This is a genomic window from Sphingobium sp. ba1 (assembly GCF_000743655.1).
Taxonomy (GTDB): Bacteria; Pseudomonadota; Alphaproteobacteria; order Sphingomonadales; family Sphingomonadaceae; genus Sphingobium.
Window position 1 is genome coordinate 2,840,480 of sequence record NZ_JPPQ01000069.1, and the last position, 13,415, is coordinate 2,853,894.

Sequence of the window (13,415 nt, forward strand, 5' to 3'; positions counted from 1 at the left end):
GGTCCCTAGGCGGAAATGTCCGAAAAGACACGCTTGATTGGTGCGGACTAATTCCGCCCGTGCGGATCGAGGGCGCTGCGGCGGCGCGGGCGCGGGGCGACGGGCGACAGGGCCGAGGCGCGCGGTACGGTGCCGAGCGCCGGAGCGCCCATAAGCGCGGCCATATCCTCCAGCGCGGCAATGCGCTTTTCGGTCGCGGGGTGGGTGGAGAAAAGCTCGCTGACATGGGTCGGCACGATATAGAGCTGGGCAGCAGCCGGATTGCGCTGTGCCACCGGATTGGCGATGCGTTCGGCCTGGCCCGCAATCTTGGCGAGGGCGGAGGCGAGCGCACGGGGATTGCCGCTGATTTTAGCGCCGCCCGCGTCCGCGCCATATTCGCGATGGCGGCTGATCGCCATTTGCACGATCATTGCGGCGAAGGGCGCGACGATCACGGCCAGGATGGTGGCGATCATATTGCCATGGCCATTCTGATTGTCGCCGCTGCGGAAAAACAGGCCGAAATTGGCCAGCATCGAAATGGCACCCGCGATCGTCGCCACCATCGTCATGATCAAGGTGTCGCGATTTTGCACATGCGCCAGTTCATGCGCCATCACGCCCGCCACTTCGTCGCGGTTCAGCGTCGCGAGCAGGCCGGTGGTTGCGGCGACGGCGGCATGATCGGGATCGCGGCCGGTGGCGAAGGCATTGGGGGCAGGCTGGTCGATCAGATAGACGCGCGGCATCGGCAATCCGGCTCGCTGCGCCAGGTCGCGCACCAGCCCGTAAAATTCGGGCGCGCTATGGGCGTCCACTTCGCGGGCATTGTGCATCGACAGCACGATCTTGTCCGCGTTCCAGAAGGTAACGAGGTTCATGCCCGCCGCAACCAGCAGCGCGATGATCGCGCCGCCGCTGCCGCCCAGCATATAGCCCAGCCCCATGAACAGCGCCGTCAGCGCCGCCAGCAACATGGTGGTCTTCAACCCGTTCACTTGCACTTGCCTCCGTTGCAACCCAGATAGATCATCGCAGATGAATATGGGGTTGCTCCGGCAGCGCCGCAATCGAGAGGCAGCAGGATCATGGGAAGTTTCAACGGCAAGCGCCCCGCGCATGTGCAGGCTCCCGCGCACCTGTCGAAAAGCCCCCCCGTGCCGCAGCCCGACCCGATCGACGCCCCGACGCGCCATACCGAAGAGATGAGCCCGGTGCGCTATGGCGATTGGGAGCGGAAGGGAATTGCGATTGATTTTTGAGGCTTAGCGCCTTTCCTCCGCTCGCCGCCCTTTTTGCACGGCTGCCGCTGGCCCGTGCCCATGATGCGAGCGGACACATGTCCGGCTCTGGCCTTTTGTTCCGCCTCCTGTGCAGGAATTAGACAAAGGAGTGCGGGGCGTGGGGTTACAGTTAGTTTCCGATATGACGATGAAGCCGGTTTCGGATTATGCGCCGCAGGATGCCGCCCTGCTCTGCGCAGTGGGGCGACTGGTCTGCGCCTGGACGATGCTCGAACAAAGCCTGGAGGCCAAGATCGGCTTGCTGCGCGAGGCGATGGGCGACATTCGCACCGTGGGCGCACGCACCCGGCCGAGCATGGCCAAGCTGATGACCGAATTGCGCACGATGGTCGCGATGCGCGACCGGCGCAATGCCAGCGCGCTGACCGAAATCTCCGCAATCGAGCGCGACATGCAGCGGATCGACCGGTTCCGTTCGCTCATCATCAACGGATTTCAGCAACCGGCCGAGGGTGGCTTTACCTGCCGCGACGGGCGCAATACCCAGATTCATGTGTCGCTGGATCAGCTCGAAATCGAGATCGGGTCGCTTGATCATCTCGCTCAAAGGCTTTTGGCGGTTTAAGAGCCGCGCTAAGTGAACATGGCGGCTACGAAGACGTTATGGTCCTGTCGTAAGGCTTGACCTTTGCGACGGGGATGGCGATGCCTTGCTTCATCCCGCGTTGCAGCGAGAATGGAGTAGCATGTCCAACAAACCTATCCGCAAAGCCATTTTCCCGGTCGCGGGACTTGGCACTCGCTTCCTGCCCGCGACCAAGGCGGTGCCCAAGGAATTGCTGCCGGTCGTCGACCGTCCGTTGATCCAGTACGCGGTGGACGAAGCGTTGGAGGCAGGGATCGAGCAGATGATCTTCGTCACCGGGCGCGGCAAGGGCGCGATCGAGGATTATTTCGACATCGCCTATGAGACGGAGGCGACGCAGCGCGAGCGCGGCAAGGATTTGTCGGCGCTAGACGGGACGCGGTTGCTGCCGGGCAATGCGGTGTTCCTGCGCCAGCAGGAACCGCTGGGTCTGGGCCACGCCATCTGGTGCGCGCGCGACATCATCGGCGACGAACCCTTCGCCATCCTGCTGCCCGACGAGTTCATGAAGGGCGCGCCGGGCCACGGCTGCATGAAGCAGATGGTCGATGCCTATGAACAGGTCGGCGGCAATCTGGTCTGCGCGCTTGAAATTCCGATGGAACAGACGCCGAGCTACGGCGTGATCGATCCGGGTGCGCGCGATGGCGTGCTGACGGAGGTCAAGGGGCTGGTCGAAAAGCCTGCGCTCGGCACCGCGCCCTCCAATCTCATCCTGCCTGGCCGCTATATCCTGCAGCCCGACGTGATGAAAATCCTCGAAACGCAGGAAAAGGGGGCTGGCGGCGAAATCCAGCTGACCGATGCCATGGCCTCGCTGATCGGGCAGCAGCCTTTCCATGGCGTGACCTTTGACGGCCGCCGATTCGATTGCGGGTCGAAGGCGGGCTATGTCGAGGCCAATCTGGTGCTGGCACTGGAGCGTGAGGATATGGGCGACCATATTCGCGCGTTTGCTGCGGCAGAACTGGCGCGGGGCTAAAAAGAGATCCTCCCCCTGTGGGGGAGGTGGCTGGCGAAGCCAGACGGAGGGGTGTCGCCGTCTCGATAGGGTGACACCCCTCCGTCAGGGCTGCGCCCTGCCACCTCCCCTTACAGGGGAGGATTTTTTGTACTGGTCAGAACGGGACTTCGTCGTCCAGGTCATTGTCGAAATTGGGGCTGCCCGCGCCGCCGCGGCTGCCGCCGGCTGCGCCGCCCGAAGCGCGGCCGCCACCGAAGCCGCCGCCCTGGCCACCACCAAAGTCGTCGGCATCGCCCCCGCCATAGCCGCTCGATCCGCCGCTCCAGTCGCTCACGCCCTGCTGCGCGCGACCACCGCCGCCATAGCCGCCACCCTGACCGCCGCCGCCCGGCGCGCCGTCCAGCATGGTGAGGACCGAGCCGAGGCCCTGCAACACGACTTCGGTCGAATAGCGGTCGTTACCCGACTGATCCTGCCATTTGCGGGTGCGGAGCTGACCCTCGATATAGACTTTGCTGCCCTTGCGCAGGAAACGTTCGGCCACGCCGACCAGCCCTTCGGAGAAGATCGCGACCGTGTGCCATTCGGTACGCTCCTTCTTTTCGCCGGTCATCCGGTCCTTCCAGCTTTCGGATGTGGCGATGCGCAGGTTGCACACCTTGCCGCCATTCTGGAAGCTCTTGACCTCCGGGTCCGCGCCCAGATTGCCGACCAGAATGACCTTGTTGACAGACCCTGCCATGATTCCTCCGAATGCCTTGAAAGCGGCCCCTTATAGTCCGGCGGCCAGAGCAGTCCAGCGGGCGGCAACAGGAAACCTCAACACAACTTATTATCGCTAACGACTAGCAATATTAAAATATATTCGCATGCGGGCGGAAAGTCGCAATTGGCGCTTGCAAAAGAGGAAAGATTTTCGCATTTTCAGCGCGCGCTGGCGCTCTTGGCCGTCGCTTCGTTAAGAGTGATAGCCGCGCTACCATCGTTGGATCCTAGGGATTAGAAACCGAACGAATACTGACGCGGCCAACGACGAGTATGTTTGCAGACACACTCTAAATTGCCATAGCGCCAGCGTGTATAAGAACGGACATGAACCCGTTTCATACTTACCTCACTTTTTAAAAGCTGGTTGAAGACCAGCACCCCGAAGGCCCCTTGCCCTCCCGCCTAAAAGGACGCGTGGGAATCAGGAAAAAAGTGCGGTAGCGCGACTATCGATGGCATTATCAGACGCATGAAGATTTGCGTCAACCCTCGCTTAGAAATCCGTTCATGGTTTGTTGGCTGCTATTACAATCCGGCAGCCGTTGCAGTCCAGAAAGTCAGGCCCGCCGCGACATAGGCGAGCGCAAACAAATAGCCGACCATGAACATGGGCCATTTCCAGCCATTGGTTTCCCGCCGCGTGACGGCGATCGTCGAAATACATTGCGGCGCGAAGATGAACCAGGCGAGGAAGGCGAGCGCGGTGGGCAGCGGCCACTGGTCCTTGAGCCGGTCGCCCAGGCTTTTTTCCAGCAGTGCCTCGTCATCGCCTGCGTCGATCGAATAGACGGTGGCGAGGGCCGACACCGCCACTTCGCGCGCCGCCATGGCCGGGATGAGCGCCAGCGAAATGTCGCGGTTGAAGCCGATCGGCTCCAACACGACGGTCAGGCCATTGGCGATACGCCCGGCAACGGAATAATCGACCTGACTGACCGGGCTGCCATCGGGGACTTTGGGGAAGGTCAGCAACAGCCAGAGGATCACGGTCGAAGCGAAGATGATCGTGCCTGCGCGCTTGAGGAAGGTCATGGCCCGCTGCCACAAGCCAAGCAGGATGTCCTGCGCACGCGGCCATTGATATTTGGGCATTTCCATCAGGAAGCCGCCGCTTGCGCCCTTGGTCACGGTCATCCGCAGGATCAGCGCCACCAGCATCGCGCCGACGATGCCCGCGACATAGAGGCAGAAGAGGACGAAGCCCTGCAAGCCCACGCCCGGCAGCACGTCGCGCGCGGGGATGAAGGCCCCGATGATGACGGCATAGACCGGCAGGCGCGCCGAGCAGGTCATCAGCGGCGCGATGAGGATGGTCGTCAGCCGATCGCGCGGATCAGCGATCGTCCGCGTCGCCATGATGCCGGGAATCGCGCAGGCGAAGGAAGAGAGCAGGGGAATGAAGGCGCGGCCCGACAGGCCGACCTTGGCCATGATGCCATCCATCAGGAAGGCGGCGCGGACCATATAGCCGGTCGCTTCCAGCATGAGGATGAAGAAGAAGAGGATCAGAATCTGTGGCAGGAACACCACGACTGAGCCGACGCCGTTGATGACGCCATCGACCAGGAAGGAGCGGATGATGCCATCGGGCAGCGCGTCGCGTACGGTGCTGGCGGCGGCTTCGGCCACTCCCTCGATCATGGCGATCGGCGCTTCGGACCAGGCATAGACCGCCTGGAACATCACGAACAGCAAGGCGAGCAGCAGCAGCAGGCCGAACACGGGATGCAGCGCAACACGATCGACCGCCGCTGTGAGGCGACGCGAGGGGGTTTCGCGCACGATCCCGGCGCGGGCGATGCGCCGCGCTTCGGCGCGCAGGGTATCGAAATCGCGGTCGGGCGCTGCGGCGCGGACTGCGCGGCCCTCGCCCAGCATCTCGCCCAGTGCTTCGCGCAGATGATCGAGGCCGCGCTTGCGCACCGCGACGGTGGCAATCACCGGCACGCCCAGTTCGCGCGATAGGGTCGCGGCATCCAGTTCCAGCCCGTCGCGAGTGGCGAGATCGACCATGTTGAGCGCCACGATCGTCGGCAGGCCAAGCGCGATCAGTTCCAACGCGAACCGCAGATGATTGTCGAGATTGGCGGCATCGACCACGATCACCAGCGCGTCGGGGCGTTTTTCGCCCACCTGCTTGCCCATCACGACATCACGGGTCACCTGTTCGTCGGGGCTGCCGGGATCAAGGCTGTAGGTGCCGGGCAGGTCGACCAGTTCGATCGGGCGGCCATCGCTCAGCGACAGGCGGCCCGCCTTGCGCTCGACGGTGACACCGGGATAATTGCCGAGCTTCTGCCGCGCGCCGGTGAGCGCATTGAACAGCGCGCTTTTGCCGGCATTGGGATTGCCGACCAGCGCGACCAGGGGCAGCGCGCTCATGCGGCGCGGTCCTGATCGAGACTGTCAGGGCCAGTGCGGACAGTTACGGCGGCGGCATGGCTGCGGCGCATGGCGATCGTCATGCGGCCAACCTTGCAGGCGATCGGCCCGCGCCCGAAAATGCCGCCCCGATGCAGCGCTTCGACGCTCGCGCCTTCGCACAGGCCGAATTCGCGCAAGCGCTGGCCTTCGGAGGGGGACAGAGCGGACCAGTCGATCAGATCAACATAAGCGGGCTGGCGCAGCGGCAGGTCGGTCAGGCGCACGGTAAGGGATACTCTCAGCATGATTGCTGCGAGTGACTATCAATACCGATTGGGAAAGGCCAGCGCGAATCGCGTCTGCGTCAGATCGCGGGGTAGCGAAGCCGCCCGACGAAGCGCGCGAGGCTGAGCCGCTCGCCACCGCCGACGCCCTTGATCTTCGCCTTGAGCTTCTCGAAGCGCATGACGCCTTCGATCCGCCGGGCAAGGAAAGCGCGGCTGTCGGCATGGCCTTCGCTGGCGTCATCGACGAACACCAGCAGCGTGGCGGCATAGACGCCAGCCAGCGTCATCCGCTTGGTATAATGGGCCAGGTCCGTGCTGGTGTCGCCCGCCGCACGCCACATGGCATCGGCGGCGCGCCAGCCCAGCCGGGCGGCGCGCGCAGTGTTGGTCGGCATGGCGAGGATCGCCAGCGCACGGCGCAGCGCTTCCCGATCGGGCGCGACCAGGGCCAGCCGCGCTTCGACCAGCGCGATGATTTTCTTGCGGATCGACAGCGCGTCAAGCGTTTCGGGCGGCAGCGCATCCAGCATGGCCGCATCGATGCTGGCGAACCAGGCGTCGATCATGTCGACCGGGCCATCGGCGAAGGCGAGCGCGGCGATATCGGCATCCACGCCTTTTTCCGCCGCCGCCATGATGACGGCCTCCTTGCGCCAGCCGTCGAAGGCGGCGTGGCGAGCCAGCACGGGGGCCAGAAGGTCGCGGATTTCGTCGAGGGTCATGTCCTGGGTCATGACCGCAATCTAGGAGCGGGTGGGCAGTCGCACAAGCACCAGCGCCACCCCAACCGCAACCGTTCCGACCATGTCGGTGATGCTGAGCCATTCGCCGAACATCAGCCAGCCCAGTAGCACCGAGACGGCGGGTTGCAGCAACAGGCTCAACCCCAAGATCAGCGGCGAAAACCAGCCGATCGCATAGGTAAGCAGCCCCTGCCCGATCAACTGGCTCGACATGGCCAGGATCAGCAGCGGGGTCCAGTTGCCGGGCATGATCCGCTCGCCCAGCCACAGCGCGCAGAGCAGCAGGGTCGGCGCGCTGGCGACGCTCGATACCGCCAGCACCGACCAACTGTCGAGGCGGCCCCGCGCACGCTGGATGATCAGGATATAGGCGGTGTAGAGGATGCCCGCGAGCAGGCAGAGCAGATCGCCGCGCAGGTTGACCGGCGACAGGTCATAGCTGCCCCCCATCAATATCAGCGCGCCCGCGCCCGCCAGCAGCAGCGCGATCGCCTGGATCCGCGTCGGCCGCTGACGCAGCACCAGCAGCGCCCAGGCCGGGAGCAGCAGCGCGCTCATATTGCCGAAGAGCGTCGCATTGGCGACCTTGGTATGGATGATGCCCAGATGCCAGGCCGCAAGGTCGCCCGCAAACACCACGCCCGCCAGCAGCATCACGCCCCATTCGCGCCGCGTGGGCGGGGTACGGGTGAGCCGCGGGATCGCCAGCAGCAGCAGGACGGGTAACGCCAGCGTCAACCGCCAGAAGGCCGCCGCAACTGGCCCGACATCGGCCAGCCGCACCAGGACCGGGCCGAGCGACAACATGATGTTGGCCAGGATCAGCGCCAGAAAGGCCAGGCGCGGTATGTCCATCGGGGGTGCGGGGGTTGAACTGGGCATCGCGGCTCCCTAGCTGGCTTTGGCACCCAAGTCCCGTTGCAAATTGCAACCTTGAAAGTTCGGGAGATTCCATGACCAGCCTGTTCGACCCTATCCAGATCGGCACGATCGACGCGCCCAACCGCATCCTCATGGCGCCGCTGACCCGTGGCCGCGCGACCCGCGACCATGTGCCCACCCCGATCATGGTGGACTATTATCGCCAGCGCGCGGGCGCGGGCCTCATCATCAGCGAGGCGACCGGCGTTTCGCGCCAGGGGCTTGGCTGGCCCTATGCGCCCGGCCTCTGGTCCGACGAGCAGGTCACCGCCTGGCAACCCGTGACGCAGGCAGTGCATGAAGCCGGCGGGCGCATCATCGCCCAGCTATGGCATATGGGGCGGCAGGTTCATTCGAGCGTCACTGGCGAACAGCCGGTATCGTCCAGCGCCACCGCAACGGCGGGCGACGCGCATACATATGAGGGCAAGGCACCCTTCGAGACCGCCCGTCCGCTGGCGATCGAGGAAATCCCCGCGCTGATCGAAACCTATGTCCGGGCGGCGCACAATGCGATTCGCGCCGGGTTCGACGGGGTGCAGATCCACGCCGCCAACGGCTATCTGATCGACCAGTTCCTGCGCGACAATGCCAATTTCCGCGACGATGATTATGGTGGCAGCGTCGAAAACCGCGTTCGCCTGCTGCGCGAAGTCACCCAGGCGGTGGTCGATGCGATCGGTGCGGACAAGGTTTCGGTGCGCCTGTCACCCAATGGCGATAGTCAGGGCGTGGACGATAGCGATCCCGCTACGCTGTTCGCCCATGCCGCCGATGTGCTGAACGCGATCGGCATCGCCTCGCTCGAACTGCGCGAGCCGGGTCCGAACGGCACCTTCGGCGCGACCGACGTGCCGCGCCAGTCGCCGCTGATCCGCCAGCATTTCAAGGGGCCGCTGATCCTGAACAGCGATTATGACAAGGCGCGGGCGCAGGCCGATCTCGACAGCGGCCTTGCCGATGCGATCAGCTTTGGCCGTCCCTTCATGGCCAACCCCGATCTGGTCGAGCGGCTGCGCGACGATGCGCCGCTGACCCCGCCACAGCCTATGCCGACCTGGTATGGTCCCGGCGAGGCTGGCTATACCGACTACCCGACGCTGGAGGCGGTCGCTCCCACCGCCTGATCGGGTCGATAGTCGGCCGGACCGTCTCCCCCTCCGGCCGACTATCGCATTTTCAGATCGCGAGTTTAGACCGCGAACTTCTGGCGCAGGCCGAGCATGGCGATCGCTGCCTTGGCCGCCTCGCCGCCCTTGTCCTTTTCTGTCATCTTGGCGCGGGTCAGGGCCTGCGCCTCATTTTCCACGGTCAATATGCCGTTGCCGATCGGGATGCCGTCCATCGACAAGGCCATAAGGCCGCGTGCGCTTTCGTTCGACACCACTTCGAAATGATAGGTTTCGCCACGGATCACCACGCCGATGGCGATGAAGCCGTCATAGCGCCCGGTTTCCGCCGCCAGCGCCACCGCGCCCGGAATCTCCAGCGCGCCCGGCACCGTCACCACCTCATATTTATGCCCTTCATCGTCGAGCGCGGCGGTCGCACCTTCGATCAGCAGGTCGTTGAGATGGTCGTAGAAGCGCGCTTCGACGATCAGGAATTTGGCCATGATAAATCCTTTACAGCTCGATCGGACGTTGCCCAACCACGGCCAGGTCATAGCCGTCAAGCGCGATGAGGCTATGGTTGCTGTTGGTCAGCAGGATCATGTCATGTACGCCGAGTTCGGCCAATATCTGCGCGCCCGCGCCATAGTTGCGCAGTTCGTCCATGTCGCCCTGCGCGATGCCCGAATGATGCTGTAACATGCGGGTCAGCATGTCGGGTTCGTCGCCGCGCAGCACCACGATGATGCCTGCGCCTTCTTCGCCGATTATTTTCATCGAGCGGGCCAGCATTCCCGCGCGTGGCCCCTGCTGTCCGAACGTGTCGGTCAGCGGCGAAAACTGGTGCATCCGTACCAGCGTCGGCTGATCGGGCGTCACATGCCCCTTCTGAAGGGCCAGCTGTTCGGTCTGTGTCGCCTTGTTATAAAAGCTGATCGCCTTCCAGTCGCCGCCCCATTGGCTCTCAAAGGTCGTTTCCGCACGGCGTTCGACGATATGGTCATGGCGGCGGCGATAGGCGATGAGGTCGCGGATCGTGCCGATCTTCATCTTGTGCTTCTGGGCGAAGGGGATGAGGTCGTCCAGGCGCGCCATGGTGCCATCGTCCTTCATCACTTCGCAGATGACGCCCGATGGGTTCAGGCCCGCCAGACGGGCGACGTCCACGGCCGCTTCGGTATGGCCGGTGCGGACCAGCACGCCGCCATCCTTGGCCACCAGCGGAAAGACATGGCCCGGCGTCACGATATCGGCCTTGCCCTTCGACCCGTCGATCGCGACCGATACGGTGCGCGCGCGGTCGGCCGCACTGATGCCGGTGGTCACGCCTTCGCGCGCCTCGATCGATACGGTGAAGGCAGTTTCGTGGCGGGTGCCATTGTTGCGGCTCATGAGGCCTAGGCCCAATTCTTCGACCCGCGCCTTGGTCAGCGCCAGGCAGATGAGGCCGCGCCCATGGGTGGCCATGAAATTGATCGCGTCCGGCGTTGCCATTTGCGCGGGAATGACCAAGTCGCCCTCATTTTCGCGATCCTCGTCATCGACCAGGATGAACATGCGGCCATTGCGGGCTTCGTTGATGATCTCTTCCGGCGAGGCGAGCGCGGTGCCGCCCTCGCGCTTCAACAAATAGGCTTCCAGCTTGCCCAGCGTGTCGGCGGTCGGGTTCCAGTCGCCCTCGCCCAGCTTACGCAAGGAATTGGCATGGAGACCGGCGGCGCGCGCCAGGCCGGAACGGGACATGCCGCCGTCTGTGACGAGGCGGCGAACGGTATCGAGAAGTGCGGACGACATGGAAAACGACTCCTGCCCGGAAAGGACTGGAGCCGTATATCACATTTCAATGTGATAATTACAAGCCGCAATCACATTGCACGATTGCGAAGGCTCATCATCCGGTCGAGATAGCGCGCCAGCACGTCGATCTCCAGATTGAAGGCGCGCCCTTCCGGCAGCGCATTGAGCGTGGTGGCCGCAGCGGTGTGGGGGATGATGTTGACGCCGAAATGGACGCTGCCATCCGTCTGGTCTTCGACACTGTTCACGGTCAGCGAAATGCCGTCGAGCGTGATCGACCCCTTGGCCGCCAGCGCCGCTGCCAGCGCGGCGGGCGCGGCGATGATCAGACGCATCGAATCGCCTTCGGACGTCGCCGACACCAGATGCCCCACGCCATCGACATGGCCCGTGACGATATGCCCGCCCAGTTCATCGCCGACCTTGAGCGCGCGTTCGAGGTTCAGGCGACCTCCTTGCGCCCACAGGCCGGGCGCGGTGCGCTCTACCGTTTCGGCCGACAGGTCGACCGCGAACCAGTCCGCGCCCTTTTCCACCACCGTCAGACACGCGCCCGAACAGGCGATCGATGCGCCGATCGCGACGCTGTCCATCGCATAGCCGCTACCGATGACCAGCCGCAGGTCACCGCGCTGCTCCGCTGTGCGGATGGTGCCGATGTCGGTGATGATGCCGGTGAACATGCGTCCTGATCCATCTATTGAGGCCTGTGCCTCGGCCTCTAAGCGCTCCGAACCGCCTCGTAAACCTCAAGTCCATCGGTGCCCAGCCGCCGCGCGTCGATCAGCCGCCAGCGGCCATGCGCCTCGCTCAAGTCGGTCAGTCCGATGTCGCCGATGCCAGCAAAGCCATTGCCGATGAGGATCGGCGCGCGATAGAGCAGCAGACGATCGACCAGATCGGCGAGCAGGAAGGCCGCTGCCGTCGTCGCGCCGCCCTCGACCAGCAGATGATCGACCCGGTCGAGCGTCGCTATCTCCTCCGGCGTGCCGATCCGTTCCCAGCCATGGGGTGCCTCGCCCTGGCTCAGCAGGATGCGGCGCGGGCTGCGCCCTTCAAGCCCAGCGATCCGCACATCGAGTCGCGGCGCGTCGGCGCGCAGCGTGCCTCCGCCGACCAGAATTGCGTCGTGCCGCGCTCGTTCCATATGCGCGTGGGCGCGGGCTTGCGGTCCCGTGATCCAGCGGCTGGCGCCATTGGCGAGCGCGATTTGCCCGTCGAGCGAGAGGCCGAGCTTGAGCGTAACATGTGGCCGCCCCAGCGTCTGGCCCAAAACGAACCCCGCCATGGCGCGGGCGGCATCCTCTGCCATCAGGCCCATCTCGACCGCGATGCCCCGTTCGCGCAGCCAGGCCGCCCCCTGCCCGTCGGTGCGCGGATCGGGATCGCGCAGCGCGATCACCACGCGCGCCACGCCAGCGCGCGCCAGAAGGTCAGCGCAGCGCGGCCCGCGCGGGGACAAATGAAAACAGGGTTCCAGCGTCACATAACAGCAAGCGCCATGCGCCCGGTCGAGCGCCTGTTCCAGCGCCTGCGCCTCGGCGTGGGGTCGCCCGCCCTTTTGCGTCCAGCCGCGCCCCACGACCCGGCCGTCCCGCACGATGATGCAGCCGACATTGGGATTGGGGGTGGAAAGCCCGCGTCCGCGCCGCGACAGCGCGATGGCGGCGGCCATGAAGCGCCGGTCGGTGGCCGGGTCGGCTATCGGCATCGCTCCGCTCAGGGCTGTTGCGCCCCTTCGGCTTCCTTGGCCTTGGCGAGTCGTTCGTCCAGCATCGCGTTGATCCGCGTCAGCGCTTCCTTGCGCTTGGCACTGTTGCGCGCGGCGTCTTCGCGCCATTCGACCCCGACCATGTCGGCGAGCTTCTGCATATCCTTCTGCTCGGACGCCAGCGCCACTTCATAGCGGGCGATATCCATCTTCTGCTGCAGGATCACGGCCGCGTCGGATCGGTTGGCGTCCCAGCTTTTGACATAGATGATCTTGTTGCGGGTCGGCATCGTGTTGGTGTTGCCATCGACGATGAACGCCCAGATGATGACATAGGTGATCGCGGCCGACAGGCCCAGCAACGGCCATTTATGCGGCCGGCTTTCGCGAAAATAGCCCCACAGATCATTGGCTGCTCTTTTGGGGGAAACGGGACGGGGGAAAATCGCCATGTCGTCTATATAGGCCAGCCCGCGCCAGGATGCAAAAGGGTCCGTCACTTCTGGCGTAAATGGACGGCTTCCGCCCTGCCGAACGGACAGGGCGGGAACCGCAGCCTCTAGCGGTCCGTCAACGTGAACCGCACGGTCAATATTTTGGTCGTCGCCACCGCCACGCCATCGCGGGTCGCCGGGCGGAACCGCCATTTGCGCAGCGCGTGCCGTTCCGTCGCGCGCCAGAAACTCTCGTCGCTGGCGGCAATGCGGGCAATGTCGGTCACGCGGCCCTGCGCATTGATCGTCACCCGCACCGTCACGCTGCCCTCCAGCCCCTGGCGGATCATGACGCCGGGATAGTCGGGCTGGAACGCCGACAGCGCGCGCGGATCGATCGCCGCCTCGACCATCACCGGCTCGCGCGGCGGGTCGGCGGGCG

Annotated in this window: 16 protein-coding genes; 4 read left to right on the forward strand and 12 right to left on the reverse strand. The window is 64.6% G+C overall.

Annotated elements, in window-relative coordinates:
* Positions 1 to 47 precede the first annotated feature (47 nt).
* Positions 48 to 980 carry a zinc metalloprotease HtpX gene (gene htpX / locus IL54_RS16960; RefSeq protein WP_193378872.1) on the reverse strand — a complete coding sequence of 311 codons (933 nt, stop codon included), beginning with the start codon at positions 978 to 980 and terminating at the stop codon, positions 48 to 50.
* Positions 981 to 1,070: 90 nt separating this feature from the next.
* Between htpX and IL54_RS23205 the strand changes: the two genes are divergently transcribed.
* The 3 genes from IL54_RS23205 (at position 1,071) to IL54_RS16970 (ending at position 2,854) form a co-directional block, all read left to right on the forward strand.
* Entirely contained in the window at positions 1,071 to 1,244 is a 174-nt protein-coding gene (locus IL54_RS23205; protein ID WP_069065441.1) for a DUF1674 domain-containing protein, read from the forward strand.
* Positions 1,245 to 1,407: 163 nt separating this feature from the next.
* Positions 1,408 to 1,851 carry a hypothetical protein gene (locus IL54_RS16965; RefSeq protein ID WP_037477155.1) on the forward strand — a complete coding sequence of 148 codons (444 nt, stop codon included), beginning with the start codon at positions 1,408 to 1,410 and terminating at the stop codon, positions 1,849 to 1,851.
* A 121-nt stretch (positions 1,852 to 1,972) separates the two neighbouring features.
* The gene (locus tag IL54_RS16970) at positions 1,973 to 2,854 is read left to right on the forward strand and encodes a UTP--glucose-1-phosphate uridylyltransferase (RefSeq protein WP_037477158.1); all 882 of its coding nucleotides are present in this window, start codon (positions 1,973 to 1,975) and stop codon (positions 2,852 to 2,854) included.
* Positions 2,855 to 2,990: 136 nt separating this feature from the next.
* On the opposite strand, the gene ssb is transcribed toward IL54_RS16970, so the two are convergent.
* The 5 genes from ssb to IL54_RS16995 all read right to left on the reverse strand — a co-directional run bounded on the left by ssb (position 2,991) and on the right by IL54_RS16995 (position 7,880).
* Positions 2,991 to 3,578 (reverse strand): single-stranded DNA-binding protein, encoded by a 588-nt coding sequence (gene ssb, locus IL54_RS16975; RefSeq protein WP_037477160.1) that lies wholly within the window; start codon positions 3,576 to 3,578, stop codon positions 2,991 to 2,993.
* Between the two features lie 551 nt (positions 3,579 to 4,129).
* A complete protein-coding gene (gene feoB / locus IL54_RS16980) occupies positions 4,130 to 5,986 on the reverse strand; it encodes a ferrous iron transporter B (protein WP_037477162.1) in 1,857 nt (618 codons plus the stop codon).
* A complete protein-coding gene (locus tag IL54_RS16985) occupies positions 5,983 to 6,252 on the reverse strand; it encodes a FeoA family protein (RefSeq protein WP_037477164.1) in 270 nt (89 codons plus the stop codon). The genes feoB and IL54_RS16985 overlap by 4 nt, the downstream gene beginning before the upstream one ends.
* Positions 6,253 to 6,332: 80 nt before the next feature.
* Entirely contained in the window at positions 6,333 to 6,989 is a 657-nt protein-coding gene (locus IL54_RS16990; RefSeq protein WP_037477166.1) for a COQ9 family protein, read from the reverse strand.
* 9 nt (positions 6,990 to 6,998) lie between these two features.
* The gene (locus IL54_RS16995) at positions 6,999 to 7,880 is read right to left on the reverse strand and encodes a DMT family transporter (protein WP_037477168.1); all 882 of its coding nucleotides are present in this window, start codon (positions 7,878 to 7,880) and stop codon (positions 6,999 to 7,001) included.
* 71 nt (positions 7,881 to 7,951) lie between these two features.
* Between IL54_RS16995 and IL54_RS17000 the strand changes: the two genes are divergently transcribed.
* Entirely contained in the window at positions 7,952 to 9,046 is a 1,095-nt protein-coding gene (locus IL54_RS17000; protein WP_037477170.1) for an alkene reductase, read from the forward strand.
* A 65-nt stretch (positions 9,047 to 9,111) separates the two neighbouring features.
* Here IL54_RS17000 and ribH read toward each other — a convergent pair whose 3' ends face one another.
* From ribH to IL54_RS17030, 6 genes are all read right to left on the reverse strand, one after another.
* On the reverse strand, positions 9,112 to 9,534 hold the full coding sequence (gene ribH / locus IL54_RS17005) for a 6,7-dimethyl-8-ribityllumazine synthase (protein WP_037477172.1): 423 nt from the start codon (positions 9,532 to 9,534) through the stop codon (positions 9,112 to 9,114).
* 10 nt (positions 9,535 to 9,544) lie between these two features.
* On the reverse strand, positions 9,545 to 10,825 hold the full coding sequence (gene ribB, locus IL54_RS17010) for a 3,4-dihydroxy-2-butanone-4-phosphate synthase (RefSeq protein ID WP_037477174.1): 1,281 nt from the start codon (positions 10,823 to 10,825) through the stop codon (positions 9,545 to 9,547).
* A 71-nt stretch (positions 10,826 to 10,896) separates the two neighbouring features.
* Positions 10,897 to 11,511 carry a riboflavin synthase gene (locus IL54_RS17015; RefSeq protein WP_037477176.1) on the reverse strand — a complete coding sequence of 205 codons (615 nt, stop codon included), beginning with the start codon at positions 11,509 to 11,511 and terminating at the stop codon, positions 10,897 to 10,899.
* Between the two features lie 38 nt (positions 11,512 to 11,549).
* Positions 11,550 to 12,539, reverse strand: coding sequence for a bifunctional diaminohydroxyphosphoribosylaminopyrimidine deaminase/5-amino-6-(5-phosphoribosylamino)uracil reductase RibD (gene ribD, locus IL54_RS17020; protein ID WP_272945518.1), 990 nt, complete (start codon positions 12,537 to 12,539; stop codon positions 11,550 to 11,552).
* 8 nt (positions 12,540 to 12,547) lie between these two features.
* Positions 12,548 to 12,991 (reverse strand): hypothetical protein, encoded by a 444-nt coding sequence (locus IL54_RS17025; protein WP_052027797.1) that lies wholly within the window; start codon positions 12,989 to 12,991, stop codon positions 12,548 to 12,550.
* Between the two features lie 107 nt (positions 12,992 to 13,098).
* On the reverse strand, positions 13,099 to 13,415 hold a 317-nt coding region (locus IL54_RS17030), incomplete at its 5' end, for an energy transducer TonB (RefSeq protein ID WP_193378873.1).

Coding starts and splice junctions, on each gene's coding strand:
- ribH (WP_037477172.1), bottom strand. CDS start 9,534: ATGGCCAAATTCCTGATCGTCGAAGCGCGCTTCTACGACCATCTCAAC.
- ssb (WP_037477160.1), bottom strand. CDS start 3,578: ATGGCAGGGTCTGTCAACAAGGTCATTCTGGTCGGCAATCTGGGCGCG.
- IL54_RS16990 (WP_037477166.1), bottom strand. CDS start 6,989: ATGACCCAGGACATGACCCTCGACGAAATCCGCGACCTTCTGGCCCCC.
- IL54_RS16970 (WP_037477158.1), top strand. CDS start 1,973: ATGTCCAACAAACCTATCCGCAAAGCCATTTTCCCGGTCGCGGGACTT.
- ribB (WP_037477174.1), bottom strand. CDS start 10,825: ATGTCGTCCGCACTTCTCGATACCGTTCGCCGCCTCGTCACAGACGGC.
- IL54_RS17000 (WP_037477170.1), top strand. CDS start 7,952: ATGACCAGCCTGTTCGACCCTATCCAGATCGGCACGATCGACGCGCCC.
- feoB (WP_037477162.1), bottom strand. CDS start 5,986: ATGAGCGCGCTGCCCCTGGTCGCGCTGGTCGGCAATCCCAATGCCGGC.
- IL54_RS23205 (WP_069065441.1), top strand. CDS start 1,071: ATGGGAAGTTTCAACGGCAAGCGCCCCGCGCATGTGCAGGCTCCCGCG.
- IL54_RS16965 (WP_037477155.1), top strand. CDS start 1,408: ATGACGATGAAGCCGGTTTCGGATTATGCGCCGCAGGATGCCGCCCTG.
- ribD (WP_272945518.1), bottom strand. CDS start 12,539: ATGCCGATAGCCGACCCGGCCACCGACCGGCGCTTCATGGCCGCCGCC.
- IL54_RS17025 (WP_052027797.1), bottom strand. CDS start 12,991: ATGGCGATTTTCCCCCGTCCCGTTTCCCCCAAAAGAGCAGCCAATGAT.
- IL54_RS16995 (WP_037477168.1), bottom strand. CDS start 7,880: ATGCCCAGTTCAACCCCCGCACCCCCGATGGACATACCGCGCCTGGCC.
- IL54_RS17015 (WP_037477176.1), bottom strand. CDS start 11,511: ATGTTCACCGGCATCATCACCGACATCGGCACCATCCGCACAGCGGAG.